Here is a 24,402-nt window from a genome sequence, read left to right as displayed (position 1 = left end):
ACGCGCCTGACCATCCTCATCCTCTATCTCACGCCGCTTGCGAGAGCCGCAGCGCGCCCGGCTTCAGCACGGTTTCGATATGCGGAACCATGGTGTTGCGGGCAAAGCTGTAGACCTCCGCGCAGCCGATGATGTCGAAGCCGAGCTTCTGCTGCAGCTTCAACGACGCCGGGTTGTCGGCGAAGACGCCGGAGAACACGGCGACTTCGGGCATGCGACGAGCGAAGCGCTCGAGGACGGCCGGGACAGCCTCGCTCATGATGCCGCGCCGCCAATAATAGCGGTTCAGCCAGTAGCCGAGATGCCAGCGGCCATGCCGGAGGTCAATGCCGACGCAACCGATATGGACGTCGTCCCGCTCGGTAATGGCGAGCATCCAGTCGTTATCGAGACCGGCGGTGCGCGGGACCAGCCAGTCCAGCGCATCCTGTCGGTCGTATGGCACCGGCACGCGGGCCAGCATGCGGGTGACGGCGAAATCCGACAGGGATTCCGTCATCGCGTCGGCGTCGCCGAGCCGGTGCGGGCGCAGCGTCAGCCGTTCGGTCCGGATGACCGGCGTCGGCCCGGGCGTCATGATCCTGACGTCGCGGCGGGGCAGGATGGCGGCGTTCATCTCAGACCTCCCCAGCTACGCAAAGACATCCAGGTCTTGCGGTCGAGCCGGTACCATTCGACCGATACCGTGCTGCCGAGCGCCAGCGATGCGGCAAGGCCGGATCCCTGGAACTGGAAGCCGCACTTCTGCACGACCCGCCTCGATGCAACGTTCATCACCCGGCAACGGGCATCGATCTGGGCGACGTTTTCGCGCGTGCGGAAGACCATGTCGATCAGGGCGTGGGCGGCTTCCGTCGTATAGCCCTGGTTCCAGTAGGGCTCGCCTAGCCAATAACCGATCTCGACGGTCCGCGGATCAGCCGTCGGCTCGACGCCGCAGCAACCGAGAAAGGCGCCGTTGTCGGCTTTGGTGATCGCATAGACGCACTTGCCAATCTCGCCAAGCTTCGTGCGTCGCACGAAATCGGCGGCATCGGCGGTCGTATACGGGTGCGGCATACGCGATACCATTGTGGCGACGTTGGCGTTGTTGGCGAGATGGGCAAGGGCGTCGATGTCTTCTTCGTGGGGCGCGCGCAGAACGAGCCTTTCCGACAACAAGACAGGGCAATCGGTCCTTAACCGCTCCGGCCTCAGCCGTTCTTCGGGAGACCTCGATTGGCCTTCCCTTAACAATTCGCCTTGCATGGTTCAGTCCTCCTTGGTTGGGGTAAAGAAAAAGGGGAGATGGCGCCCCATCTCCCCTTTTCTCTGGACTGAACCTGGTGCGGTCAGCCGGGTCGATGAGACGCCGGCTGTTTTAGAGCGCTACCGGCTTATTCCGCTGCTTCCGCTTTCGGCATTACAGATACGTACACGCGGCCATTGGCCTTCGTACGGTAGTCCACATTGCCGGCCGTAAGCGCAAAAATGGTATGGTCTTTGCCGAGGCCGACATTGGCGCCCGGATGCCACTGCGTACCGCGCTGACGCACGATGATGTTGCCTGCGATGACGGCTTCGCCGCCGAACTTCTTCACGCCAAGGCGCTTGGATTCGGAATCGCGACCGTTGCGCGAGGAACCGCCAGCTTTTTTGTGTGCCATTGGAGTTCTCCTTTAAACCTTGATCCCGTTACTTACTTGGCAGCCACGATGTCCGTGATGCGGACGACCGTGTGATGCTGGCGATGGCCGCGCGAACGCTTCGAGTTCTGACGACGGCGCTTCTTGAAGGCGATGACCTTCTTGCCGCGGTTGTGCTCGACCACTTCGGCCTTGACGGAAGCGCCCTTGACGAAGGGAGCACCAATCGCCGCGTCGGCGCCTTCGCCGATAACGAGGACTTCGGTGAATTCTACGGTATCGCCGGCGGTGGCTTCTAGCTTCTCGATGGTCAGCACGTCGTCGGCTGCCACACGGTACTGCTTACCGCCGGTCTTGATGACTGCGAACATTTTTTATCCTTTCATGTTCGTTCCGGCTCTCTCGCCACGAAGGCAAGCGGCCGTCTTTTTATCAGTCTAACTTTAGCAGGAATTCCAAAGGCTTAGCGCCTCGAAAACGATCTGCCGGTGAAGCCCCGTACAAAGCAGGGCGGCCAAGGCACGGACTTATCCACACCTATTGCGTCGCACGGGATATATAAGGGCCTGTGATCTGTCAAGGCAAAAGGATGAAAAGCTTGAATATTCACCCTTGCCATCCCATCCTTCTCTCGCTATGAGAACGCCCGCGCTGCAAAACGCGCCGACCAGTATAACCGGAGAGGTGGCAGAGTGGTCGAATGCACCGCACTCGAAATGCGGCATACCTGCAAGGGTATCGTGGGTTCAAATCCCACCCTCTCCGCCATTTTTCGTTCAGCTAATTTAAGAGGCATAACAACCTAAGTGGCCGCTGGCGGACAAAGAACCATTGTCGGGACGTTCTTAAAGTCTTTTAGCCTCGCATAGAATTGGTCACGACTAATGCCGGCTTTGGCCCATGCCTCTGGGGGCAGATCTGTGTTGAATGTTATGTCCACGATCTTAGCGATGTTCCCTGCATCATTTAACGCGAACGTTGTAACGATGCTTCCCGCCTTGAAGGTGGCAGTCATGGCGAGTTGGTGGGATCCAAGATCCGCTATTTTAACATCCTTTTGAGCAATCTGGGTTTCTGACCCTCTGACCCACACAAAGTTACCATCACGCACGGCAAAGAAGTCTCCTCCGCATGAACTGCCTAGAGCGTGAAGCTCGCTACGTTCAAATTTCTGCACATCCTCACTTTGGCTCTCACCAAAGCATGAGCTCAATGTGACCGCGCAAAGAGCCACGGTTCCAACAATTCTAATCATTCTGGCCTCAACCACAGAAAAGTTGTGTTGAGGCCAGTCTAGCTCGCCATATGCTGGAAGCCGATAAATTCATTCTTTAGAATTTTATTCAATGTTGTCATTAGCTTGGCTGGACCTCGCACCAAGCGATGGTATCAATCAAAACAGCAACGTATCCGACAACATCAGATCATCTGCATGATTGCACTCTACAGATGATATGAAACGATGTTCGGGAGGTGTCCGAAACGCTGTCTATTCCTTTTTCGTTATGAAAACGCCCGCGCTTCAAAAGCGCCGGCTAGCATATCCGGAGAGGTGACAGAGTGATTGGACTGCACTCTCATGCTGCTTACATGCTGATTTTTCCGTTAAGCGTTACCGCCTTCCCCCTAAAGCCAAGCCCCAATCCGCCGATTAAATACGCCCACCCCTTACCGAAAATGCAAAAGAAACATCGTCGGCCCCACCAGGGTCATCGCGAAGATGAATAGCGATATGCCGAGCTTCAGGATCTTCATGCGACGCGTCTTCACGCCATCCCAGTCGTAGTCCATGACCATATCCCCCTTCTCTATTTGCGCCGATTTCGACGGCGCATTAGGAGTATCTTGTATGAGGGATGTGCGAAGCTTGCCGCGCTGTGGGGAAGGCTGGCTTGTTCGGCCGGAGCGCGGTGCGTTCATTTGCACGCACAAACGTCGCTCCGGTCTTTGACTCGGAGGTATTTTTCCGTTTGCAGCCGAATTTCACCTGAAAGCGGGTGCTCTAGGTGCGGTGGAAGACTTCGTCCGTCAGGAGCAAAAGGAAATTTTCGTCGTCCAGCTTGTTGGCGATCTGACCGTCTTCGGTCATGTAGTCGAAGACGGGGCCTCCTGGTCGGTCCGAGAAGGCGAATTTGGGCCATTTCAATTGTTCGATAATGACGATGCGGCGGCCGGCGTCATTTTCGCATGCTATTCTTTTGGTCTCCTCGAAGTAGGTCATGGCGACACCTCAGCAATAATTCCAAAGTGAAGCTTAGGTCGCGCTAATCGCGAGTCAACCTTGCTATCGTGGCTAATGCGTAAGTATTACGGGAGCCCGCGTCTTTTCCGGTCTCACAACTCCACGCTCATTCGATCTATCGCTTTAACCGGCATCGCGAAATCGCGATTCAGTAAAGCTTCGTCGCGTGCCGGGCTCATCCGTTCTAGCTACCATAAGAGTGCTAAATTGACGACGGACAACTTAAAGTTTATTGTTGTCTCTCTAACATAATGGAGAGGGGCATGAGAACGATCGTGTGTTTTCTCGTCGTGTTTTGGGGTGCCACGGCCGCAGGCGCAGGGCAAAACATCATCCATGTGTCGTCGATAATTCCCGCGGCCGAGATCGCGCAAAGTGCCCTGCTGCTGCCCGGCAGCGCGGACAGGGCTCCCTGCGTCGCCAGTAAAAGATACGGTCCTGGCGGGGAACGACTGTGCTGCCGGCGGGCTGGTCTATCATCGAGCGAATCTGCGCCCACGAAAGCGCGAGTGGCTGTTCATCCGCAGCCTTAGGAAACGAGGCGCATTTTCTCTTCGAGAGAAGAGGCCGAGGTGACGATGGCGGCCTCTGAATGCATATGCATGTGCCGAGACGCAGGCTCAAAGGGTGGTACCTGTCGAGCTGAACGCCCTACTCCGCCGAATCCTCCGGCTCCTCGGCCTTGGGCTTGCCGCCGAAGAGGTTTTTCAAGGCATTGGTCTTCACCTTCGATGCCTTGCTGACCTTCAGGGCGCGCGTGGCCGCCTTGGCCTGTTCCAGCATCATCTCGATCTGGATCTGCTGGATTTCGGTCAGCCGCTCCCATTGACGATTGAGCAGATGGTCGACTTTTTCGTGCAGGTGACGGATTTCCAGTTCGGCTTTCAGGTTGACCTTATAGTCGTTGAGGGCGCGCAAGCGATCCTTTGCTTCCTGCCGGCGCTGGCTCATCATGATGATCGGTGCCTGCAGGGCGGCGATCGTCGAAAGGATGAGGTTCAGCAGGATGAAGGGATAGGCGTCGAAGGCGTTCTTTTCGCCTATGGCAAGGTTGATGCCCATCCACACCGCCAGGAACAAGCAGAAGGAGATGATGAAGGTCCAACTGCCGCCGAAGGCTGCCACCGTATCGGCCATTCGGTCGCCGATGGAGCGATGATCCTCGTAGTCCTCTTCGATGTTCTCGGCGAGCGTGTCGTGCGTCTTCAGGCTTTCGACGACTTCGTCTTCCAGGTTGGAAAGTTCGCCGCGCTCATCGGTCAGCAGTTCGGCGATATATTGGGCGCGATAGTCGTCCATCGCCTTGCGGCTGATATAATCGTCGGAGCGGATGCCCGGATGTTTCTGGCGCACGAATTCCGCAAGCGATGGGCGCAGGTCATCGAAATGTACCGCATCCTTCTTCTTGAGCGTTGCGCCGGTAATGGCGTCGACGAGTTTGACCGACTTGGCCTTCGCCTGGGCGAGGCTTTTCGTATAGTCGTCCATCTCCACGGTCGCTGCTTCGCCCTCGCCCGCGTCAAAATCGACTATACCTTCCGCCGGATCTGTCTCTGTCATATGAGCCCTCTTTCGCAATTGCTCGTTCGTCTAGCCGATGATCGGAACAGGATTGTGACTGTAGATTGGCGGCGCGATTGGCTTTGACAAAACTGTTCCGGTTTTGCCTCGGTCTCGGCCGGTCACTCGTTCGCTGTAAATGCTTCCTAGCGATGTTATCCTAAGCAATGGCAAATAAATTGTGCCGGAAGTGCATCGGCGGAGCGAATGATCGGTACATCCGTTCATCGTCAGAAACATATCGGCAATATTTGACAACCACCCGTGAGTCTTTGAAAATGCTGGTAAAATCGCAAGGCGATTGTCTTTCGGATTTTCGTCAAACAAGCGCAAATCTGCCTTTTCAGGCTCTTGACCATGGTTGGCGGGCTTCTATTTGCCGCAGTGCAGCAGGCGCCTTGTGGCGTCGAATAAGGACTATTTTGCAACAAGCCTGGGCCTGTTGGCGTGGATTTATGCGCAGGCGGAAAGGATACCTATGCACAATCCTCCGGCAGATGATTTGGAGTCCATCGCACGGCGGGGCGGGCGCCTGAAGCGAATGGCTGTTCGCATACCCACTTACTTGACGGATGTGCGGGAAAATCCGGCTTGGCTGCCGATGTTTCTGCTGGCCCGAACCATGCCGTTTCGGCGCCTTCATTGGTTTGCGACCAGGCAGCAGGTAGCACGTCCCGGGGCTGGCGCATCGATGTTTTCAGGGATCGAGTGCGATGCCGTCGTCCATGCGCTGCAGACGGATGGGCTTTTTGCCGGTCTGATGCTGCCCGAGAGCATTCACCGGGAGATTGCCGCATTTGCCCGGACCACCGACTGCTTCGGCAATTTCGACCGGAAGCTCGAGTTTCTGGCGCCCGAACACGCGGCTGCGGAGGCGCGGTTCGGCCGATCTCTTCTCAGCGGGCATTTTTACGAGCGTTCGCTCGATTGCGACGCGGTCCTGGCGGTTCAGCGCGATCCGCTGCTTGGGGACGTCGCCCGCCATTATCTCGGCGGACAGGCTCAGGTGATCACCACGCGCATCTGGTGGAGCTTTCCGACGAAATCGGCCTCCGAGGCCGATCTAAGCCGTGCCTCATTCAAATATCATTTCGACCTCGATGACTGGCGGATGCTGAAGTTCTTCTTCAATCTGGTCGATGTGGACGACGGCACCGGGCCGCATGTGTTCATCAAAGGCAGCCACAGACGGCGGCGGGTGAAGCATCAATTAACGCTTCTGGTCGGCCATCCGGCGGAGGAGGTTCTTGGATTTTACGGAGAGGAAAGCGCCGTCACGCTGACCGGCAAAGCCGGTTTCGGCTTCGTCGAAGATCCCTTCGGTTTCCACATGGGCACCGTGCCGACGCAAAAGCCGCGGCTGATGATGGAAGTGGGCTTCGGCGTTTCGAAGCCGTCTCGCCGCCGATTCCATGGTGAGCCGGTTTTGCGGTAGACGATAGTCCGTAAGTCCCTGCCCGTGCATTCGGGCTCTTGATGCTTGGCTTCGATCAGGCAGGCGCCGGTCCCCCTGTGGGGGTGCCCTGGCCCTTCGGCGTCATGATCGTTTCGCAGGTCCCGGCGCAGGTGGTGCCCGCCCCGGCGGCGCAATCGTTCTGACCCTTGAGGGCCGCGCCGTAGCACTTTTCCTTGGCCTTGCCGTCGGCCGCTGCGGCCGGAGCCGCGATAAGGGCTGCGACCGCGGAAACTAGCATGCCGGCAATAGCCACAGTGACGACGCTGTCTTTTATAGGCTCGTATCCCTGAAGGGCCTGAGCCGTCGTTCAATTGCACTCGGACCCCATGACGATATCTGTGCCACGCAAGCTCCTGCGAGGGCAGTGTATTATTCAATTCGCTCCATGTATACCGAGGGCGATAACAAGGGTCTGTTCTGCGGGACAGGGGGAGCGACGGGCAAGATCCCGTGGCCGAGGGGGCATTACGTGACCGATGGCGGCATAGCAGCCTTTCCAAGCTGCACTCTTTCATGCCTCATAACCGTCGAATCGCCGGATGACGCCCATCTGTCTTTGGCTGAAATCCCACTCAGGCAGGTTTTGCAAAAGAATGACCATTGCCAGTAACGAAATCGTGCGGTCGCGCGTAGAAGGAGATGCCGAATGAATTATTCGGCGCGCGAAGAGGAATGGGCAGTGTGGATGCGGGCCGCGGTCGATGGCGATGCGCAGGCCTATCATCGTTTCCTGTCCACTGTCACTCCCCATCTGCGCGCGATGGCGCGCCGGCGTTGCGATCAGTTCGGTGCGCCGGCAAGCGAGGCCGAGGACGTGGTCCAGGAAGTATTGCTGACGATCCATCTCAAACGCGGAACGTGGGACACCTCGCGCCCCATCGGGCCGTGGATATCGACCATCGTGCGCAACAAGCTGATCGACAGCCTGAGGCGGCGCGGGCGGCATATGAGCGTGCCGATCGACGATGTCATCGATATTTTGGAAGCGGAAGAGCAGACGGACGCCTTGGATCGACTTGATGTCAACCATATGTTGGAGCAGTTGAAAGATCCGCAGCGCACTATCGTACGCTCGATTTCCGTCGAGGGAGCCAGTGTGCGCGAGACCGCCAACCGGCTGAAGATGACGGAGGGTGCGGTGCGCGTCGCCCTGCATCGCGCATTGAAGGCGCTTGCCGCCTTATATCGGAGCGAAACCAGTGAAAACCGATGATCTCATCAATCTTCTGGCGCAGGATGCGCCGGTCCGCACGCGGATCGGGCAGGCGCTGACGCTGGCCGTCATCGGTGGCATCCTCATCAGCGGCGCCATCTTCTTCGCGGCGATCGGTTTTCGCCCCGATATCAGCAGTGCCATGGAAACGGTGCGCTTCCTGTTCAAATTCGTCGTCACGCTCGCCCTCGCCATCAGCGCCGGCGCCGTCGTCTTCCGCATCGGCCGCCCCGGCATATCGCTGCGGCCCTGGGGCTGGACGCTTTTTGCTGCGCCGCTATTGCTAGCCGCCGCGGCCATGGCCGAGATGATGGTCATGCCGACCGATAGCTGGGGCGCACGCATGATCGGGCACAATGCCCGATTCTGCCTGACATTCATTCCGCTGCTGTCGATCGGGCCGCTTGCCTGTTTCCTCTTTGCGCTGCGCCAAGGAGCGCCGGAAAATCCGGGTGCCGCCGGCGCCGTCGCCGGGCTTGCGGCGAGCGGCATCGCCGCCACCTTCTATGCTTCCAATTGCACCGACGACAGTCCGCTCTTCGTCCTGCTCTGGTACCCGATCGCCATCGCCGTCGTGACGGCGGTCGGATATGCCATTGGCAAACGGGTGCTGCGTTGGTGACGGGCTAGCGGCCTGCTTTTGGATAGTGGCTGGAAATGCCGCTGGTCAGGGACTATCTTATCAGTAGGCTGCGCCTTGCTCAAAAAATCGCATTCGTGGGCGTTAAAGTGTTTGCATCCGCGGCGAATTCCATTATAGAGGCGCTGCTTTCCCCGCGGGGGCGTCCATCGCCCGGCGGCTGTTGGGAAATAGTTCAATGGTAGAACAGCGGACTCTGACTCCGTTAATCTTGGTTCGAATCCAGGTTTCCCAGCCAATCTAAGCTTTTCAATCAACAGACCTTCTTTCCAGAGACATACGCTACCGGCGACGATGGTCATGTCGGGCAACGCCGCAAACGGCTGACGTAAAGCGCTGATATCGATTCTCGATCAGCGGAATCTCGATCCATTGGTTTCGAGGGCGCATTTTCTCGCAGGCGAAAACCGCACGCCTGAAGACAATTTTTAAGCGAATTTGCGCGTGAGAGCTTTTCAAAGCATTCGTGGACGTTGTAGAAGTCGGGCATCCATCGACAATGTTTTTTGGCGTATAGGTCTGACGACCGCGATCCATATTAAAAGTTGTATTGAAAAGCTTGGGTGAGACTTAAAGCGAAATGACGATATTGGTTTCTGGGGGCGCCGGGTTCATCGGGGGGAATTTCGTTCTTGATTGGCTGGCTCGCTTCGATGAGGCGGTGATCAACCTCGACAAGCTGACCTACGCCGGCAATTTGGGCACGCTGAAAGAATTGAGCGGCGACGATCGCCATGTGTTCGTGCACGGCGACATCGGCGACCGCGATTTGGTCGGCGATTTGCTTGCCACGCATAGGCCGCGTGCCGTGATCAACTTTGCGGCCGAGAGCCATGTCGATCGGTCCATTCATGGGCCCGGCGAATTCATTCAGACGAATGTCGTCGGCACGTTCAATTTGCTCGAGGCGGTCCGTGGCTATTGGGACGGTTTGCCGGGCGACGAGAAGCAGGCGTTTCGCTTCCTGCATGTCTCGACCGACGAGGTCTACGGCACGCTTTCTAAAGATGATGCGCCGTTCACCGAGCTCAATCGATACGAGCCGAACAGCCCCTATTCCGCGAGCAAGGCTGCATCTGATCATCTGGTGCGGGCCTGGCATCATACCTATGGCCTGCCGGTGTTGACGACGAATTGCAGCAATAATTACGGCCCTTATCATTTCCCGGAGAAGCTGATCCCGCTGGTGATCCTGAACGCCCTGGCGGGAAAGAGCCTGCCCATCTACGGCGATGGTCAGCAGGTTCGCGATTGGCTTTATGTCAGGGATCACTGCGGCGCCATTCGCCGCGTGCTTCAATCCGGCAAGGTCGGCGAGACCTACAATGTCGGCGGCTGGAACGAGAAGCCCAATCTCGACGTCGTGCATACGATCTGCAGCATCCTCGACGAGCTGCGGCCTAAGGCTGATGGCAGCCGCTACAAGGAGCAGATCGCCTTCGTGAAGGACAGGCCTGGTCATGATCGCCGCTATGCGATCGACGCCCGCAAACTCGAACGCGAACTCGGCTGGAAGCCTGAAGAGACGTTCGAGACCGGCATTCGCAAGACGATTGAATGGTATCTCGCCAATCAGGATTGGGTAGGCAATGTCACTAGCGGCGCTTACCGCGAATGGGTCGGCAAGCAGTATGAGGTCCAGGCATGAGCGCGCTTCTGATCACCGGTGTCAACGGGCAGGTCGGCTTCGAATTGCAGCGTTCTCTGGCGCCTCTCGGCAAAATAGTCGCGATGACGCGCGCGGAGATGGACCTGTCCGATGTGGCGAGCATTCTTTCGGTGCTAGGGGAACATAGGCCGGGGATTATCGTCAATCCCGCCGCCTATACAGCCGTTGATCGTGCCGAGAGCGAAAAAGAGCAGGCAATGGCGGTCAATGCTACGGCACCTGGCGTGCTGGCGCGCTGGGCCGCCGATAACGGCGCCTATCTCGTGCATTACTCGACCGACTACGTCTTCGACGGCATGAAGGCCGATCCCTATGTGGAGAGCGATCCGGTCAATCCGCAGTCGGTCTATGGCGAAAGCAAGTGGCTGGGCGAAGAGGCGGTGCGCTCCGCCGGCGCTCATCATGTCATCTTGCGGACAAGCTGGGTTTACGGCCATCACGGCAACAATTTCCTCAAGACCATCCTGCGTCTTGCGCAGGAGCGCAGCGCGTTGAACGTCGTTGCCGACCAGATCGGCGCACCGACTTCGGCAGCGCTGATTGCCGATGTGACCCGTCGGATCGTCGAGGCTGTCAGTGGTCCGAATGCGCCTGACCTGTCGGGCACCTATCACCTAAGCGCTGAGGGCAATACGTCGTGGCATGGCTATGCCGCGCATATCGTGCGCGAGGCATCCGCGAAGAACTTCAACCTTGCTCTTAAGCTCGATGCTTTGAAGGCGATTTCGACCGCGGAATATCCGACGCCGGCGAAGCGGCCGCAAAATTCCAGATTGGACTGCACGAAATTGATAAATAGTTTTGGGTTGCGCCTTTCGGCTTGGCAAGAGGGCGTAACGGAGGTGATCGAAAGGCTTTCGCCCGCCTCACGTTGAAAAGGCACGAAGTTTTGAAACTGGTTGCAGCGACTTCCGATTGGGCTGCAAAGGAATTTGAGTCGAGACGTTTCTACAATGAATAAAGCACGTAAAGGCATCATACTCGCCGGCGGATCCGGAACGCGCCTATACCCAGCGACCCTTGCGCTTAGCAAGCAGCTTCTGCCGATCTACGACAAGCCGATGATCTACTATCCGCTGACGACTTTGATGTTGGCCGGTATTCGCGAAATCCTCATCATTTCGACGCCGCAGGACACGCCCCGTTTCGAGCAGTTGTTGAGAGACGGCAGCCAGTGGGGCATTAAGCTCGACTATGCGGTCCAGCCAAGTCCGGATGGCCTTGCGCAGGCGTTTCTCATCGGCGAGGCTTTTCTCGACGGCGCTCCCTCTGCCTTGGTGCTCGGAGACAATATCTTCTACGGGCACGATTTCACCAAGCTTCTTCATCAGGCGAACGACAAACAAGGCGGCGCTACCGTTTTTGCCTACCATGTGCAGGATCCGCACCGCTACGGCGTGGTCGAATTCGACTCGCAGGGGCGTGCGATCAGCCTCGAAGAAAAGCCGAAAGTGCCCAAGAGCAACTATGCCGTTACCGGCCTCTATTTTTACGACGCCGATGTCGTGGATGTGGCGAAATCCATACGTCCCTCGCCGCGCGGCGAATTGGAAATAACCGATGTCAACGCACATTACCTAAGGGCGGGGCAGCTCGACGTCCAGACGATGGGCCGCGGCTATGCCTGGCTCGACACCGGCACGCATGAATCGATGCTGGAGGCGAGCCATTACATCGCCACCATCGAAAGCCGTCAGGGCCTGAAGGTCGCCTGCCCCGAAGAAATCGCCTATCGGAGCCAGTGGATCGACGCGTCCCAGGTCGAGGCCTTGGCCGATCCGTTGAAGAAGAACTCCTATGGGCAGTATCTTCTCGGAATTCTGCGCGAACGGGTATTTTAACCGCCCATCCGGTAATGTTGCGCGCCCGCTGGACGCTTCGACACGGGCTAACTGAAGCAGGAAAGACAGATGAAAGCCATCGATACCGCCATACCGGACGTCAAGATCATCGAACCCACGGTGTTTGCCGACGATCGCGGTTTTTTCTTCGAGAGCTTCAGCCAAGTCAAATTCGAAGCGGCGACCGGACTAAGTCCGACATTCGTGCAGGACAATCACAGCCGGTCCGGCAAAGGCGTCCTGCGCGGTCTGCATTATCAGTTGCCACCCCGCGCTCAGGCCAAGCTCGTTCGCGTCGTCATCGGCGAGGTGTATGACGTCGCCGTTGACATCAGGCGGTCTTCTCCGACCTTCGGCCAGTGGGTCGGCGTCCTTCTGTCAGAGGAGAACAAGCGTCAGCTTTGGATCCCGGAGGGGTTTGCGCATGGATTCCTGACGCTGAGCGACCGCGTCGAATTCCTCTACAAGACCACCGACTATTATGCGCCGGAAAGCGACCGCGGAATTCGCTGGGACGATCCGACGCTTGCAATTGACTGGAAAACCACCGACGCCCTGACGTTTTCAGCCAAGGATCAGCGGCAACCGCTGCTGGCGGACGCCGAGATATTCGATTGATCCCGCGTTTGCCGCAAGATTCACGAGGACGGATTGTTTGCGTGACGGATTGATCTGACATCCGGCTCTTCGAGTAATACCGGTTATGGACCTGCGCAGCTTCTGTCGCTACAGGAATGACATGCGCGTTCTACATTTTTTCAAAACATATTGGCCGGATACGTTCGGCGGCATCGAGCGGACGATCCATGCGATCGTCAAGGGTGTCGCGGGACACGGCATAGAGTCTGACGTCCTGTCGCTCAGCAAGACGCCTGAAAAAGGCGCCGTCGAATTTGATGGCCATATGGCTCACAAGGCAAAGCTCGATTTTGAGTTTGCCTCCACCGGCTTTTCGCGCGAGGCATTCGGACGCTTTCGGGAGCTGAGCCGGAAGGCCGACATCGTCCACTACCATTTTCCGTGGCCGATGATGGATATCGTCCATCTTGCCGCCCCGCCCGGCAAGCCGACGATCGTGACCTACCATTCCGACATCGTGAAGCAGAAATTTCTGCTGAAGCTCTATGGGCCTGTCATGCATCGCTTTCTCGCGGGCGTTGACAGTATCGTTGCGACGTCGCCGAACTATCTGGCGACGAGCGAGGTTTTGCAGCGCTACAAGGACAAGACTGCCGTCGTCCCGCTTGGTCTGGACGAGGCGGATTACCGAAAGGCGAAAGAAGAAGACAGAGCGCGTTGGCGCGCGCGGTTTCCCAAGCCGTTTTTCCTCTTTGTGGGGGTGCTGCGCTATTATAAGGGCGTTCACATCCTTCTTGAGGCTGCGCGACAGACGACCAGCGATATTGTCATCGTCGGCGAAGGTCCGATGGAAGCATCATTGAAGCAGTATGCGCAACAGCACGGCCTCGGAAACGTCGTCTTTCTCGGAGCGTTGCCGGATGCGGACAAGGCTGCTCTTCTGGAACTCTGCACAGGGTTCGTATTCCCTTCCAACCTCCGCTCGGAAGCATTCGGCCTTTCGCTCGTCGAAGCCGCGATGTTCGGCAAACCGATGATTTCCTGCGAGATCGGCACGGGCACCAGTTTCGTCAACCAAAATGGCAAAACGGGCTATGTCGTTCAGCCGAACGACCCAAGAGCGCTTGCCGAAGCAATGGGACGTCTTGTGGCCAATCGTGAGACGGCAGAGTCCTTGGGCAAAGCGGCGCGCTTGCGATACGAAGAGTGCTTTACCGCAGAGCGGATGGGTAATGCCTATGCAGCGCTCTATAAGCGACTGCATAGTCAAATGCCCCTTTGGTGCAAGTGAAGGAAAGCGTTAGAGGGGCAGGGGCTGATCTATCGCAGATTGTCCCGCTCACTCCGCTCGGGATCAGGCGCCGATTGCCTCCGCCTGTCGTTTCTTGGCAGGTATTAACAAGCGTTCTCCTCTCAAGCGCATGCCGCACCAGCAGGCGAAGGCGGAGCTTGTCAGCGCAAGGCTCTCGCCGATCGCGAGGCGGTTGTTGGAGTTGCTGAGCAGCGTCAGTGCAAAGAAGAACAGGCAGACGGCATAGGCATGCCAGGCGGTGCGCGGTATAAGGCCGGCTTTGCGGGCACGCCAGACATTGGCGATGAGCGCGGCGAGAATGAGCGCCATGGCGAGGCCGCCGAACAGACCGTGCCGCACCAGCATTTCGAGATAACCATTGTGCAGCAGCGTATATTGGACGGAGGCATAGTGTGTATGCTTCCAGCGTTCCACCCATTCGCCGCCCCAGCCGAAAACGGGCGCGGAGGAGAACAGCTCCCAACCGTTCGACCAGAGCTGCAGCCGCGCGTCCATGGCAAAGGGTGTGCTATCGGAGCTGATCGTACTTGTCACGGCGTCATTCAGGTCGCTGCTTTTGGTGATGTTGTCGATCATCTCGATGGTGGAAGCTAACGTCGGGCCAGCGGTCTTCTCAATATTGTGCCGCACCGCGTAAGCGCCGGCCAGCAGAAGCACCGCGGCGCAGGCAACGACGACAAGGCCGGTTTTCAAACGCAAGTAGGTCAAGGTCACGAGCCCCAGCACCGGCAATGTGCCGGCGAGCGCGAGCCAGACGCCTTTCGACTTGGCGCCGTAAATGGCGATCAGACAGAGAACGGCAATCACTGGCGAGGCGATATAGGCGAAGCGGGCGATCGATCGATTGCTGGATTTATCGGTCAGATAGTGCAGCAGCCAGAAAGCGGTGAGAATTAGGATCAGGCCGCAGGCAACCGCGCCGTGAATCTGATTGTTCATGATCAGCGGCCGCACCGTTTCGCCGGCAAAGACCTCGCGGAAATGCTGTGTGGCGATCAACATGATGAGCACGACGGCAAAAACTGCGGCGACGATTTTTTCCAGCACCGGTTCGTAGAGCAACAAGGCAACGCCGAGGATCGGAAAGAAGAGGGGATAGGCATAGAGCCAGTCGGATGCGCCGATCAAATGCTTCGGCGTCATGAGGAATATCGCGACGAAGCGGACGAGCACATAGGTGCCCCAGGCTATGCACAGCCAACTGAGCCAATCGGTGCGCGGGCGTACCGACGCTTTCCGGTAATAGTGCAGGGCGATCAGGGCGAGAAAGGGCGCGACATAGCGATAGGCGGCGCTTTCGACGACGAGCGGCGATACGACCACGAGCCACAGGAGGCTGCCAAGGACAATCAGGCGCTGCGGAAGGACGACAAGCACGAGTTCGCCGGCATTGTTCCCAGACCCAAGATCGACTTGCGGTTTATTCGTCTGCAACTGAGCCAATATTGCGTCCGCCTTTGTTCATATTTCTATCAGCCGGTATCCGCTGGCCGGTAAGGTCGCAAGCCGGCATGAATACGGCATTTTAGTGGTCGGCACTTTATGTGGTTTGTTTATGCTATCAAAACCTTATGATATTGCCGCCCGGCTAATGCGTCACTCCGTCGCTGCGCACAACTTTCAGCACCGTCAGGATGATGATTTTGAGATCGAAGAGAAACGAGCGCCGGCGCAGATAATCTTCGTCGAGCGCCACTTTCTGCGGGATCGGCAGCTCGTCGCGGCCATTAACCTGCGCCCAGCCGGTCAGGCCCGGCGGCAGCGCGTCGACGCCGCGCTCGGTGCGCAGGGCGATCAAGTCATGCTGGTTGAAGAGGGCTGGGCGAGGGCCGACGATGCTCATCTCGCCCTTGAGGATGCACCAGAGCTGCGGCAGCTCATCCAGGCTGGATTTGCGCAGGAAGGAGCCGATCGGCGTCAGATAGGCGTTGGCGTCCTTCAGGAGATGGGTCGCGACTGCCGGGGTATCGGTCCGCATGCTGCGAAATTTCGGCATGCGGAAAATCCTGTTTCTACGGCCGACACGGTCCGACCAGTAGAGAACGGGGCCGGGGGAGGTCAACCGGACGGCGATGGCGACAATCAGGATGGGAATGGAAAAGACCACGGCGGCGCCGAGGGCGGCAAGGAAGTCAAAAAGGCGCTTGGCGATCGTATAGGGCATCGTTTCTGATGGTTCTGCCGGTGCTCGTGTCTCGTTGTGCCGATGACGGCTTTGTGCGGAGTGCATCTCATATCGTGGACGTGTTCACAATCGCCCTGCCCACGAATTTTGCCGGGCTTGTTCCCGCGGGCCGGAATATGCAAAGCATGGCAGCAATGAAAACCGGGTAGAACAAGGGTGGCAGACGCATGATCCTGGTCACAGGCGCGACGGGTTTTGTCGGGCGGGCGCTTTGTGCCGAGCTTTCGCGGCGAACGATGGCCTATCGACCGATCAGCCGCGCGCCGAAGCCGGGTTTTTTCGCCATGGGTAGCATCGATGGCGGGACGGATTGGGCAGGTGCGCTCGCCGGCGTCGAAACGGTCGTGCATCTGGCGGCGCGCGTCCATGTCATGAACGATACTTCCGCCGATCCGCTTGCCGCCTTTCGCGCCGTCAATGTCGACGCTACGGTCAATCTGGCGCGGCAGGCGGCGGAGGCAGGCGTCAAGCGCTTCATTTTCTTAAGCTCGATTAAGGTCAATGGCGAGGCGACTGCGCCGGGCAAGCCGTTTGCCGCGTCCGATAAGCCGCATCCAGAGGACCCCTATGGGCAGTCGAAGCGGGAGGCAGAGGCGGCGCTCCTTGCCATCGGCAGGGAAACGAGCATGGATGTCGTCATTATCCGCCCGCCTCTCGTCTATGGGCCGGGGGTGAAGGCGAATTTCGCGAGCTTGATGACATGGGCCAAGCGGCCGTTTCCTTGGCCTTTCGGACTGGTGGCAAACCGGAGATCGCTGGTGTTCGTCGGCAATCTCGTCGATTTCATCCTGCTTTGCGTGCGCCACACCGATGTGGGGAATCGGGTGTTCCTGATCAGCGATGGCGTCGATCTTTCGACCGGCGAATTGATCGGCAAGCTGTCCTCGGCAATGGGCCGCAGGGCGGTGCTATTGCCCGTGCCGCCGAGCCTGATGGAAGGGGTTGCGGCGTTGCTTGGTCGTCGTGCGGCGGCGCAACGCCTCTTGGGTTCGTTGCAGGTCGATATCGGTGAGACGACAGCGATCACCGGATGGTCGCCGCCCTTTTCGGTCGATGAGGGGCTGCGGATGACGGTTACGGCATCCGAGCGGGACCGCTGACCGCTGCTTACAAACTCCAGACTGCGTGCCCTTTGAGCAGCGGATTGCTGCGCTCCAGTGCCGCCTTCACGTCGACGACTACGCCGTTTTCGCCGAGTAGATTGAGGATCAGCGCCGCGCCGTCGCTCAGGTAGGATTTGTGCGGTACGGCAAGTACGAGGGCATCGAGCTTGCCGAAATCTTCGAGCGCCGTCGGCCGCACGCCATATTCCTCCTCCGCTTCATGATGGCTGGCCATCGGGTCGTGCACCAGCGGTTCGAGACCGAATTGATGCAGTTCACGGATGATGTCGGGCACGCGGCTGTTGCGCAGATCGGGGACGTTTTCCTTGAAGGTCAGGCCGAAGATGCCGATCCGGGCACCGTTGATCGGCTTTTGCGCCGCGACCAGCATCTTGATGAGTTTCTGGGCGATGAAGGCGCCCATGCCGTCATTGATGCGGCGGCCGGAGAGGATGACTTCGGGATGATAGCCGAGTTCCTCGGCCTTGGCGGTGAGATAATAGGGGTCGACGCCGATGCAGTGGCCGCCGACAAGCCCGGGGGTGAAAGGCAGGAAATTCCATTTCGTCCTTGCCGCTTTCAGCACGTCGGCGGTGCGGATATCCATCTTCTCGAAGATGATCGACAGCTCGTTCATCAATGCGATGTTGAGGTCGCGCTGGGTGTTTTCGATCACCTTGGCGGCCTCCGCCACCTTGATGCTGGGCGCGCGGTGGATGCCGGCCTCGACCACCTCGCCGTAGACGGCGGCGATCCTTTCCAGCGTTTCCTCATTGTCGCCGGCGACGACCTTCACGATGCGTTCGAACGTATGCTCCTTGTCGCCGGGGTTGATCCGCTCTGGCGAATAGCCGACGTGAAAATCCTCGCCCTGACGCAGGCCCGAGACCTCGGCGAGCACGGGGCCGCAGACCTCTTCCGTGACGCCGGGATAGACCGTCGATTCATAGACGACGGTGCCGCCCTTTTTCAAAACCTGACCGACGGTGCGCGAGGCTGAAATCATCGGCCGCAGATCCGGCTGGCGGTTCCTGTCGATCGGCGTCGGAACGGCGACGATGAAGATGTCGCGGTCTTGCAGATCGTGAATGTCGCTGCTGATGCGGAGGCCGCTTTCCTTCAGGCGTGCCGGCGAAACTTCGCGGGTATCGTCCTCCCCGGCTTTCAGGGCCGCGATGCGGGAGGTCTTGATATCGAAGCCGACCACGTCGGAAAATTTTTCGGCCAGGGCGACCGCGACAGGCAATCCGACATAACCCAGGCCAATGACGGCAATTTTTTCGCTCAACACAATCCACCTCGAACAATCGACCTGAATTAGCCCAAACCCAAGGGGCATGTCAGCGCAAATCTTTGTCAGGAGACGTCAATTCAGGTGCAAGTCAGATCAATGTGACCATCGGTCGGAGGCTTTGCAATAGAGGCATCGGCGGGAGCGCCCTCGAAAGCCGACCATCTTTTCGGGGCGGTTGAATAAAAAGGAAGCCTGACGTGTTTGCTGCTCGTTCCTCCCAAGGAGATCGTAAATCATGAGTAATTTCAATATGGCCGCTGCGGACAAGCGGGCGGTCCGCTATGACCATTTCACCATCGCCCTCCACTGGTTGACGGCATTTCTGGTACTGACCTTGTTCGTATTGGCCGAGGCTCGAGGCTTCGTTGCCCGTGGAACGCCACTTCGCGGCGGTCTGATCTTCGTGCATATCTCGCTCGGCGTTCTGCTGGCGGCCGTCCTCATCCTGCGCATCGTCTGGCGTGTCGCAACCCACCGGAGGACGGCGCCGGCCGTTTCCGGGCTTCAGCATGTGGTGGCAACGCTTACGCACCTTGCTCTCTATGTCCTGATGATTTCGCAGGTGGCCTATGGCTTCCTGATGATCTGGGCTTCGGGCAATGGACCGAGCTTCTTCGGCCTGTTTTCGGTGCCGCCCTTGATCACCGTCGATCAGCCGACACGGCATGTGATCAGCGAACTGCACGACTATACCGCCTGGGCAATCATCGTCGTTGCGGGCATTCACGCCGCCGCAGCCCTCATGCATCATTATGTGCTTCGTGATCGCGTGCTTGTCCGGATGATCCCCCTGCGCGGAGAGGCACTGGCAGACTGATCCGCCCTTACAATCGCCGCGGCAGGCCAAAAGGTCGCGGCGCTTCCTATCGAAACCTCCCTCCGCGAACCTATTTTAGTATTCAGAGACATTTTCTCGGAATGCGTGGCTCGCAATGCGCAACCAATATCTCGCCCGCCTATACGCCAGGCGCACGGAGCTCGAATCCAGGCTCGAGCTGCATATAGCACGCTATTGTTTCGGCGAAGGAGAGGTCGACGACGGCACCGAGGCGGAGCTCCGGCAACGCATTACGGAAATCTCCGACGAGATCGCCGATCTTGAGGGCGAACGCGGCGTATAGTCCATTGGCTCCCGGATGCAGCCGCTATTTTGCTGTGTCTGACTGTTCGGCGTCGCAAAGGATGGAAGGAAATCCTGTACGGGGCTCAGTTGCCAATCCGCAAAGGGCGGATTGGCAAGAAGAGCCGTCGAATCTGCGGAGACGGGTGCCCGGCAGCTCGAAAACGGCTGGCCGGCCGTGCAGGCTCCCGCATCGATCAATTCGTCGGCGGAGCCCTCATCGGTCATCAGGCTGATCTTCATCGCCTCGTCGAGCGGAATGAACCGCATCGAGCTTGGGGCGGCGCTCATTGCCATGTCCAAGATCGAATGATCGACGCCCATTTTCTTGAAATAGGCGATGATCTTTGAGCGCATCGATTTTGACAGCTTCGTACTGTCGTATAGCCCGACAAACTTGCGGCTGACTTCCTGGCGACTGATGACACGCTTCCTGCCGTTAACCACCTGATATCGCAATCGATAGAGTATTCGTTCTTGATCGTACGTCGTTCTGATTTGATGGACTCCCACCATGCTGAAGCGGCTCACGACCCGTCTGACGCCGCCCGCCAGCACGAAGGGGCAGGCCGAGAGACATTCGGTACTGGCGGAATAAACCACGCCCATTGCGCCGGCGCGCCAGCCCTCGCCGCAGAGTGGCTGGTCGCTTGGACAGTATCGCAGTCGTGTGCCGCCCACCGCCACGGAAAGGTCGTGCTTCCGGATGATCTCACCCATTTCCATCGCAGCCGCTACATTTCCGCCGGGCGAATTGACAATTACAGGAAGTTTCCTGTCGCCGATGCTAGCGAGGAGCCTGCGCAGATCGCCGGGAGATCGCGCATCGATCATGCCTTCGGCAGCAATCCAGTCCACGCAGCCCTCGGGTCGACAGTTGCCGGAGCTGGGATCGGCATGAACGAGCATGAATTGCATGGGTGCGCCCGGCACCTGGGCCGCCGCAAAGGTTGCCAGCCCTAGGAGGACCGATCCCACTATGGCTCCAAGCCGACAAGCTTCAGCGGCGCGACGCACAAGCTGCCAGAAAACTGCGAAAATCATGGACCGATGCCCCTACACCCTCTGAACGGAAAGCTAGCAAAGCACAACCCAATTCGGCAAGGGGACACAACCTCGGTCTGCAATATGGTGCGCACCTTCCGATCGACGGGCAATACGATGTTTTGATCGGCAGGCGTGCAAACAGACATCGTTGTCTTGGGCGCGATAAGATCGGGGACAAAACCGCTTAGTTTTTGGCCTGAGTCTATTCTTGACACTGCCAGCCTTGCTCCTTTCTCCAGCCTTGCAAGTCGGCTACAGCTCTCTAAGTGTACGCGTCGGATCGAACCGGTCCGCCGCATTTCGGGGCGGCAAATCGACAAGTCGAGAAGGGATGGTCATGGCAGGAGAAACGGTTCTGGTGGTCGGGGGAGCTGGTTATATTGGCTCGCATACATGTCTGGATCTGGCGAATAAAGGATTTCAGCCCGTCGTCTACGACAATTTTTCCAACGGTCATCGCGAATTCGTCAAATGGGGTCCGGCGGAAGAGGGCGATATTCGGGACCGGGCGCGGCTCGATGAGGTCCTGGCGAAATACAAGCCGGCTGCCATCCTGCATTTTGCGGCGCTGATCGAGGTCGGTGAGTCTGTCAAGGATCCCGTCTCTTTCTATGAGAACAACGTCATCGGCACGCTGACGCTGTTGTCGGCGGCGCAGGCGGCCGGTATCGGTGCCTTTGTCTTTTCCTCCACCTGCGCGACCTATGGCCTGCCGCAGAGCGTGCCGCTGGATGAGAGCCACCGGCAGGTGCCGATCAATCCCTATGGCCGCACCAAATATATCGTCGAGCAGGCGCTTGCCGACTATGACCAGTACAAGGGTCTGCGCTCCGTGGTGCTACGCTATTTCAATGCAGCCGGCGCCGATTTCGAAGGGCGCATCGGTGAGTGGCATACGCCGGAAACCCACGCGATCCCCTTGGCGATCGATGCGGCGCTTGGCCGTCGTCAGGGCTTCAAGGTGTTCGGCAGCGACTACGACACGCGCGACGGAACCTGCGTGCGCGACTATATCCATGTCCTCGACCTTGCGGATGCGCATGTCCGGGCGGTGGAATATCTGCTGCGGGGTGGCGAGTCAGTGGCGCTCAATCTCGGCACCGGTACGGGCACGACGGTCAAGGAATTGCTGTCGACGATCGAGACCGTGTCGAACCGGCCTTTCCCCGTCGAATATGTCGGCCGCCGCGAGGGCGATTCGACCACGCTGGTTGCCAATAACGACAAGGCTCGCGACGTTCTCGGCTGGTCGCCGAAATATGATCTGACGCGCATTATCGAATCCGCCTGGAATTGGCATGCCAAGTCCAACCAGCATTGAACGGCGCGCTTCGGGCAAGCGCCCGAACGTGTTGCTGATATCGGCCGATCAATGGCGGGGCGATTGTCTCTCCGCCGTCGGTCATTCCTGCGTGAAGACGCCCAATGTCGATGCCCTGGCGCGGGACGGCGTATTGTTCCGCCGGCATTTTGCCGGGGCCGCGCCCTGCTCGCCGGCGCGGGCGACGCTTTACACCGGCCTTTATCAAATGAACCATCGCGTCTGCCGCAATGGTTCGCCGCTGGATGCACGTTTCGACAATCTGGCGCTTGCCGCCCGGCGTGCCGGCTACGATCCTACCCTGTTCGGTTACACCGATACGGCGCCCGATCCGCGCGACATGGACCCGAACGATCCGCATCTGACGACCTATGAGGGCGTGCTTTCCGGCTTCAGCACGCGCCAGCTTCTGCCGGAGCATGAGAAGCAATGGCTCTCATGGCTGCGTTCGCGCGGCCATGCGGGTGCGACGAGCCGTGATATCCACATTCCAGTCGGCGCGAAGCCCGGCGAAATCTCCAATGCTGCGCCGGTCTATTCCAAGGATGAGACGCAGACGGCTTTTCTGACCGGCGAATTCATTCGCTGGCTCGGCGAGCAGGATGAGCCCTGGTTCGCGCATGTCTCGTTTCTCAGGCCGCATCCGCCTTTTTCGGTGCCGGAGCCCTATAATTGCATGTTTGCCGCGAGCGATGGACCGGCTTTTGCGCGCGCTGCCGACCGCGAGGTGGAGCAGGCGGCGCATCCTTTTCTCGCCTTCGCCATGCCGCTGATCGGCAAGGGGGGCTTCATCCACGGCGGCGAGGGGTCTGCGAGCGACTGGACGGCTGACGATCTGTCGGCGATTCGTGCGATCTATTACGGCATGATCGCCGAAGTGGACGCGCAGCTCGGGCGAATCTGGCAGGCGTTGCGGGATGTAAATGCCTGGGACGATACGTTGATCGTCTTCACCTCGGACCATGCGGAAATGATGGGCGATCACTGGATGCTCGGCAAGGGCGGCTTTTTCGATAGCAGCTATCACATCCCGCTGGTCATCCGCGATCCGGGCCAGCCTGATGGCGCAGGCCGGCAGGTTGACCGCTTCACCAGCGCCGCCGATATTTTCCCGACCCTTTGCGATCGTCTGGGTCTTACGCCAAACAATCACCTCGACGGCGAAACGCTTCTGCTCTTCCTGCAAGGCATAAAGCCGGAGCGGTGGCGCGATGCGGCCTTCTGGGAGTTTGATTTCCGCGATATCGCCACAGGCGAGGCGGAACGGCATTTCGGCCTGAAGTCGAATGCATGCAATCTCGCTGTCATCCGGGATGAGCGTTTCAAATACGTCCATTTCGCAGGGCTGCCGCCCCTGCTGTTCGATCTGGCGAATGGTCCAATGGAGCTCACCAATCTTGCGGACGACCGGGATTATGCGGCAACCCGGCTCGCCTATGCCGAAAAGCTGCTGTCGCTCAGGGCACGGCATCTCGATCAGACGCTTGCCTATACCGAGCTGACGGAAAAAGGGCCGGTATCGCGCCGGCCCTGATCAAATTAAATACCAGGCTGTCAGGAAAACGAGCCGAGATAGGTCATCTTGCCGACCGGCAGCCCCCGGCTGCGCAGAATGTCGTGCGCGGTCGTGACGTGGAAGAAGAAGTTCGGCAGGGCGAAGCTTGCGAGATAGTTCTCGCCGCTGAACACGATCTTGTTGCCGCCGGGCGAAATCGTCACCTCCCGGTTTTCGCTGCCTTCCATCGTCTCCGGCGTCACGGTCGCCAGGAAATCCTCCGTCTTCTTCAGGCGTTCGCGCAGTTCGGCAATGGTGGTTTCGTTGTCTTCGAAACGTGGCGCGTCTATGCCCGTCAGACGGGCGATCGCCAGTTTGGCGCTGTCGGTGGCGCGCTGAAACTGCCCGGAGAGCGGCAGCATGTCGTCGATGAGACGTGCGCCGACAAGTTCGTTCGGATCGGTGCCATTTTCCGCCGCATGAGCCTCGATTTTATCGAGATAGGTCGAAAGATTTGCGAGGCCGCGTTGAAAGACGGGGACTGAGAAGCGGTACATCGAAGGCATGCTGTTTCTCCATGGTCGGCCGGCAAGGGGGTTCGGCCCATGCATTGTGTGTCATTCCAATGTCGATGGAATGTCCGTTCCATCGGCTTGAACCGAGCACATGTAGGCTCGATCGCTATCTTTTACAGCCTTTT

General features: G+C 58.6%; 27 protein-coding genes and 2 tRNA genes. 16 read left to right on the top strand and 13 right to left on the bottom strand.

Features of this window, described 5'->3' with window-relative positions:
• Positions 1 to 28: 28 nt before the first annotated feature.
• The 4 genes from QDY28_RS09890 to rplU form a co-directional block, all read right to left on the bottom strand.
• Positions 29 to 616 carry a GNAT family N-acetyltransferase gene (locus QDY28_RS09890; RefSeq protein WP_331381507.1) on the bottom strand — a complete coding sequence of 196 codons (588 nt, stop codon included), beginning with the start codon at positions 614 to 616 and terminating at the stop codon, positions 29 to 31.
• The gene (locus tag QDY28_RS09885; RefSeq protein ID WP_331381506.1) at positions 613 to 1,248 is read right to left on the bottom strand and encodes a GNAT family N-acetyltransferase; all 636 of its coding nucleotides are present in this window, start codon (positions 1,246 to 1,248) and stop codon (positions 613 to 615) included. The genes QDY28_RS09890 and QDY28_RS09885 overlap by 4 nt, the downstream gene beginning before the upstream one ends.
• Before the next feature lie 128 nt (positions 1,249 to 1,376).
• Positions 1,377 to 1,646 (bottom strand): 50S ribosomal protein L27, encoded by a 270-nt coding sequence (gene rpmA / locus QDY28_RS09880; RefSeq protein ID WP_022717527.1) that lies wholly within the window; start codon positions 1,644 to 1,646, stop codon positions 1,377 to 1,379.
• 32 nt (positions 1,647 to 1,678) lie between these two features.
• On the bottom strand, positions 1,679 to 1,996 hold the full coding sequence (gene rplU, locus QDY28_RS09875) for a 50S ribosomal protein L21 (RefSeq protein WP_120706113.1): 318 nt from the start codon (positions 1,994 to 1,996) through the stop codon (positions 1,679 to 1,681).
• Positions 1,997 to 2,303: 307 nt separating this feature from the next.
• On the opposite strand from rplU, the gene QDY28_RS09870 reads away from it, so the two are divergent.
• Positions 2,304 to 2,393: transfer RNA gene (locus QDY28_RS09870), tRNA-Ser, on the top strand.
• A 34-nt stretch (positions 2,394 to 2,427) separates the two neighbouring features.
• Here the strand turns inward: QDY28_RS09870 and QDY28_RS09865 are convergent.
• From QDY28_RS09865 to QDY28_RS09850, 4 genes are all read right to left on the bottom strand, one after another.
• Complete coding sequence (locus QDY28_RS09865) at positions 2,428 to 2,880, bottom strand: hypothetical protein (protein ID WP_331381505.1); 453 nt, start codon at positions 2,878 to 2,880, stop codon at positions 2,428 to 2,430.
• A gap of 413 nt (positions 2,881 to 3,293) precedes the next feature.
• Positions 3,294 to 3,416 carry a hypothetical protein gene (locus QDY28_RS09860; protein WP_260303210.1) on the bottom strand — a complete coding sequence of 41 codons (123 nt, stop codon included), beginning with the start codon at positions 3,414 to 3,416 and terminating at the stop codon, positions 3,294 to 3,296.
• 211 nt (positions 3,417 to 3,627) lie between these two features.
• Complete coding sequence (locus QDY28_RS09855) at positions 3,628 to 3,846, bottom strand: hypothetical protein (RefSeq protein ID WP_104824873.1); 219 nt, start codon at positions 3,844 to 3,846, stop codon at positions 3,628 to 3,630.
• A 672-nt stretch (positions 3,847 to 4,518) separates the two neighbouring features.
• The gene (locus tag QDY28_RS09850; protein WP_331381504.1) at positions 4,519 to 5,427 is read right to left on the bottom strand and encodes a DUF1003 domain-containing protein; all 909 of its coding nucleotides are present in this window, start codon (positions 5,425 to 5,427) and stop codon (positions 4,519 to 4,521) included.
• A gap of 478 nt (positions 5,428 to 5,905) precedes the next feature.
• Between QDY28_RS09850 and QDY28_RS09845 the strand changes: the two genes are divergently transcribed.
• On the top strand, positions 5,906 to 6,862 hold the full coding sequence (locus QDY28_RS09845; protein WP_331381503.1) for a hypothetical protein: 957 nt from the start codon (positions 5,906 to 5,908) through the stop codon (positions 6,860 to 6,862).
• Positions 6,863 to 6,917: 55 nt separating this feature from the next.
• On the opposite strand, the gene bufA1 is transcribed toward QDY28_RS09845, so the two are convergent.
• Positions 6,918 to 7,121, bottom strand: coding sequence for a BufA1 family periplasmic bufferin-type metallophore (gene bufA1, locus QDY28_RS09840; RefSeq protein WP_331381502.1), 204 nt, complete (start codon positions 7,119 to 7,121; stop codon positions 6,918 to 6,920).
• Positions 7,122 to 7,529: 408 nt separating this feature from the next.
• Between bufA1 and QDY28_RS09835 the strand changes: the two genes are divergently transcribed.
• The 8 genes from QDY28_RS09835 to QDY28_RS09800 all read left to right on the top strand — a co-directional run bounded on the left by QDY28_RS09835 (position 7,530) and on the right by QDY28_RS09800 (position 14,116).
• Positions 7,530 to 8,096: a sigma-70 family RNA polymerase sigma factor gene (locus QDY28_RS09835; RefSeq protein ID WP_331381501.1), complete on the top strand. Its 567-nt coding sequence runs from the start codon at positions 7,530 to 7,532 to the stop codon at positions 8,094 to 8,096.
• A complete protein-coding gene (locus QDY28_RS09830; RefSeq protein ID WP_331381500.1) occupies positions 8,083 to 8,718 on the top strand; it encodes a DUF1109 domain-containing protein in 636 nt (211 codons plus the stop codon). The genes QDY28_RS09835 and QDY28_RS09830 overlap by 14 nt, the downstream gene beginning before the upstream one ends.
• Positions 8,719 to 8,900: 182 nt before the next feature.
• A tRNA-Gln gene (locus QDY28_RS09825) sits at positions 8,901 to 8,974 on the top strand.
• Between the two features lie 342 nt (positions 8,975 to 9,316).
• Positions 9,317 to 10,384, top strand: coding sequence for a dTDP-glucose 4,6-dehydratase (gene rfbB, locus QDY28_RS09820; RefSeq protein WP_331381499.1), 1,068 nt, complete (start codon positions 9,317 to 9,319; stop codon positions 10,382 to 10,384).
• Positions 10,381 to 11,280: a dTDP-4-dehydrorhamnose reductase gene (gene rfbD / locus QDY28_RS09815; RefSeq protein ID WP_331381498.1), complete on the top strand. Its 900-nt coding sequence runs from the start codon at positions 10,381 to 10,383 to the stop codon at positions 11,278 to 11,280. The genes rfbB and rfbD overlap by 4 nt, the downstream gene beginning before the upstream one ends.
• Before the next feature lie 78 nt (positions 11,281 to 11,358).
• Positions 11,359 to 12,246 (top strand): glucose-1-phosphate thymidylyltransferase RfbA, encoded by an 888-nt coding sequence (gene rfbA, locus QDY28_RS09810; protein ID WP_331381497.1) that lies wholly within the window; start codon positions 11,359 to 11,361, stop codon positions 12,244 to 12,246.
• 69 nt (positions 12,247 to 12,315) lie between these two features.
• Positions 12,316 to 12,864, top strand: coding sequence for a dTDP-4-dehydrorhamnose 3,5-epimerase (gene rfbC, locus QDY28_RS09805; protein WP_331381496.1), 549 nt, complete (start codon positions 12,316 to 12,318; stop codon positions 12,862 to 12,864).
• A gap of 121 nt (positions 12,865 to 12,985) precedes the next feature.
• Positions 12,986 to 14,116 (top strand): glycosyltransferase family 4 protein, encoded by a 1,131-nt coding sequence (locus tag QDY28_RS09800; protein WP_331381495.1) that lies wholly within the window; start codon positions 12,986 to 12,988, stop codon positions 14,114 to 14,116.
• Between the two features lie 63 nt (positions 14,117 to 14,179).
• On the opposite strand, the gene QDY28_RS09795 is transcribed toward QDY28_RS09800, so the two are convergent.
• Together QDY28_RS09795 and QDY28_RS09790 are read right to left on the bottom strand one after the other, a co-directional pair.
• Positions 14,180 to 15,580 (bottom strand): O-antigen ligase family protein, encoded by a 1,401-nt coding sequence (locus QDY28_RS09795; RefSeq protein WP_331381494.1) that lies wholly within the window; start codon positions 15,578 to 15,580, stop codon positions 14,180 to 14,182.
• A 145-nt stretch (positions 15,581 to 15,725) separates the two neighbouring features.
• Entirely contained in the window at positions 15,726 to 16,301 is a 576-nt protein-coding gene (locus QDY28_RS09790; protein ID WP_331381493.1) for a sugar transferase, read from the bottom strand.
• A gap of 188 nt (positions 16,302 to 16,489) precedes the next feature.
• Here QDY28_RS09790 and QDY28_RS09785 point away from each other — a divergent pair, with 188 nt between their 5' ends.
• Positions 16,490 to 17,422 carry a UDP-glucose 4-epimerase family protein gene (locus tag QDY28_RS09785; RefSeq protein ID WP_331381492.1) on the top strand — a complete coding sequence of 311 codons (933 nt, stop codon included), beginning with the start codon at positions 16,490 to 16,492 and terminating at the stop codon, positions 17,420 to 17,422.
• Between the two features lie 7 nt (positions 17,423 to 17,429).
• Here the strand turns inward: QDY28_RS09785 and QDY28_RS09780 are convergent, their stop codons facing one another.
• Positions 17,430 to 18,716, bottom strand: coding sequence for a nucleotide sugar dehydrogenase (locus QDY28_RS09780; protein WP_331381491.1), 1,287 nt, complete (start codon positions 18,714 to 18,716; stop codon positions 17,430 to 17,432).
• Between the two features lie 238 nt (positions 18,717 to 18,954).
• Between QDY28_RS09780 and QDY28_RS09775 the strand changes: the two genes are divergently transcribed.
• The 5 genes from QDY28_RS09775 to QDY28_RS09755 all read left to right on the top strand — a co-directional run bounded on the left by QDY28_RS09775 (position 18,955) and on the right by QDY28_RS09755 (position 23,741).
• Positions 18,955 to 19,536, top strand: coding sequence for a cytochrome b (locus tag QDY28_RS09775; protein WP_331381490.1), 582 nt, complete (start codon positions 18,955 to 18,957; stop codon positions 19,534 to 19,536).
• A gap of 115 nt (positions 19,537 to 19,651) precedes the next feature.
• Positions 19,652 to 19,840, top strand: a complete 189-nt coding sequence (locus QDY28_RS09770) for a hypothetical protein (protein ID WP_331381489.1) — start codon at positions 19,652 to 19,654, stop codon at positions 19,838 to 19,840.
• 111 nt (positions 19,841 to 19,951) lie between these two features.
• Positions 19,952 to 20,152, top strand: a complete 201-nt coding sequence (locus QDY28_RS09765) for a hypothetical protein (RefSeq protein ID WP_331381488.1) — start codon at positions 19,952 to 19,954, stop codon at positions 20,150 to 20,152.
• A gap of 1,071 nt (positions 20,153 to 21,223) precedes the next feature.
• Complete coding sequence (galE, locus tag QDY28_RS09760) at positions 21,224 to 22,207, top strand: UDP-glucose 4-epimerase GalE (RefSeq protein WP_331381487.1); 984 nt, start codon at positions 21,224 to 21,226, stop codon at positions 22,205 to 22,207.
• Entirely contained in the window at positions 22,185 to 23,741 is a 1,557-nt protein-coding gene (locus tag QDY28_RS09755; RefSeq protein WP_331381486.1) for an alkaline phosphatase family protein, read from the top strand. Before galE ends, QDY28_RS09755 begins: the two co-directional genes overlap by 23 nt.
• 20 nt (positions 23,742 to 23,761) lie before the next feature.
• On the opposite strand, the gene QDY28_RS09750 is transcribed toward QDY28_RS09755, so the two are convergent.
• Positions 23,762 to 24,268 carry a DUF1993 domain-containing protein gene (locus QDY28_RS09750; RefSeq protein WP_331381485.1) on the bottom strand — a complete coding sequence of 169 codons (507 nt, stop codon included), beginning with the start codon at positions 24,266 to 24,268 and terminating at the stop codon, positions 23,762 to 23,764.
• Positions 24,269 to 24,402 lie beyond the last annotated feature (134 nt).

Origin of the sequence: Rhizobium sp. BR 362, assembly GCF_036528765.1 — a bacterium.
In the GTDB taxonomy this organism is placed as follows: Bacteria; Pseudomonadota; Alphaproteobacteria; order Rhizobiales; family Rhizobiaceae; genus Rhizobium.
Note: the sequence above shows the minus strand (reverse complement) of the source record. Positions and strands in the feature narration are given on the sequence as shown.

What these genes read in the sequence shown, in the direction of transcription:
- galE (WP_331381487.1), top strand. Translation starts at nt 21,224, where the DNA reads ATGGCAGGAGAAACGGTTCTGGTGGTCGGGGGAGCTGGTTATATTGGC.
- rfbA (WP_331381497.1), top strand. Translation starts at nt 11,359, where the DNA reads ATGAATAAAGCACGTAAAGGCATCATACTCGCCGGCGGATCCGGAACG.
- QDY28_RS09835 (WP_331381501.1), top strand. Translation starts at nt 7,530, where the DNA reads ATGAATTATTCGGCGCGCGAAGAGGAATGGGCAGTGTGGATGCGGGCC.
- QDY28_RS09855 (WP_104824873.1), bottom strand. Translation starts at nt 3,846, where the DNA reads ATGACCTACTTCGAGGAGACCAAAAGAATAGCATGCGAAAATGACGCC.
- QDY28_RS09860 (WP_260303210.1), bottom strand. Translation starts at nt 3,416, where the DNA reads ATGGACTACGACTGGGATGGCGTGAAGACGCGTCGCATGAAGATCCTG.
- QDY28_RS09885 (WP_331381506.1), bottom strand. Translation starts at nt 1,248, where the DNA reads ATGCAAGGCGAATTGTTAAGGGAAGGCCAATCGAGGTCTCCCGAAGAA.
- rfbD (WP_331381498.1), top strand. Translation starts at nt 10,381, where the DNA reads ATGAGCGCGCTTCTGATCACCGGTGTCAACGGGCAGGTCGGCTTCGAA.
- QDY28_RS09785 (WP_331381492.1), top strand. Translation starts at nt 16,490, where the DNA reads ATGATCCTGGTCACAGGCGCGACGGGTTTTGTCGGGCGGGCGCTTTGT.
- QDY28_RS09845 (WP_331381503.1), top strand. Translation starts at nt 5,906, where the DNA reads ATGCACAATCCTCCGGCAGATGATTTGGAGTCCATCGCACGGCGGGGC.
- QDY28_RS09850 (WP_331381504.1), bottom strand. Translation starts at nt 5,427, where the DNA reads ATGACAGAGACAGATCCGGCGGAAGGTATAGTCGATTTTGACGCGGGC.
- QDY28_RS09800 (WP_331381495.1), top strand. Translation starts at nt 12,986, where the DNA reads ATGCGCGTTCTACATTTTTTCAAAACATATTGGCCGGATACGTTCGGC.
- QDY28_RS09755 (WP_331381486.1), top strand. Translation starts at nt 22,185, where the DNA reads ATGCCAAGTCCAACCAGCATTGAACGGCGCGCTTCGGGCAAGCGCCCG.
- QDY28_RS09770 (WP_331381489.1), top strand. Translation starts at nt 19,652, where the DNA reads ATGCGCAACCAATATCTCGCCCGCCTATACGCCAGGCGCACGGAGCTC.
- rpmA (WP_022717527.1), bottom strand. Translation starts at nt 1,646, where the DNA reads ATGGCACACAAAAAAGCTGGCGGTTCCTCGCGCAACGGTCGCGATTCC.
- QDY28_RS09865 (WP_331381505.1), bottom strand. Translation starts at nt 2,880, where the DNA reads ATGATTAGAATTGTTGGAACCGTGGCTCTTTGCGCGGTCACATTGAGC.
- QDY28_RS09790 (WP_331381493.1), bottom strand. Translation starts at nt 16,301, where the DNA reads ATGCCCTATACGATCGCCAAGCGCCTTTTTGACTTCCTTGCCGCCCTC.
- rfbB (WP_331381499.1), top strand. Translation starts at nt 9,317, where the DNA reads ATGACGATATTGGTTTCTGGGGGCGCCGGGTTCATCGGGGGGAATTTC.
- QDY28_RS09750 (WP_331381485.1), bottom strand. Translation starts at nt 24,268, where the DNA reads ATGCCTTCGATGTACCGCTTCTCAGTCCCCGTCTTTCAACGCGGCCTC.
- QDY28_RS09775 (WP_331381490.1), top strand. Translation starts at nt 18,955, where the DNA reads ATGAGTAATTTCAATATGGCCGCTGCGGACAAGCGGGCGGTCCGCTAT.
- QDY28_RS09890 (WP_331381507.1), bottom strand. Translation starts at nt 616, where the DNA reads ATGAACGCCGCCATCCTGCCCCGCCGCGACGTCAGGATCATGACGCCC.
- bufA1 (WP_331381502.1), bottom strand. Translation starts at nt 7,121, where the DNA reads ATGCTAGTTTCCGCGGTCGCAGCCCTTATCGCGGCTCCGGCCGCAGCG.
- rfbC (WP_331381496.1), top strand. Translation starts at nt 12,316, where the DNA reads ATGAAAGCCATCGATACCGCCATACCGGACGTCAAGATCATCGAACCC.
- rplU (WP_120706113.1), bottom strand. Translation starts at nt 1,996, where the DNA reads ATGTTCGCAGTCATCAAGACCGGCGGTAAGCAGTACCGTGTGGCAGCC.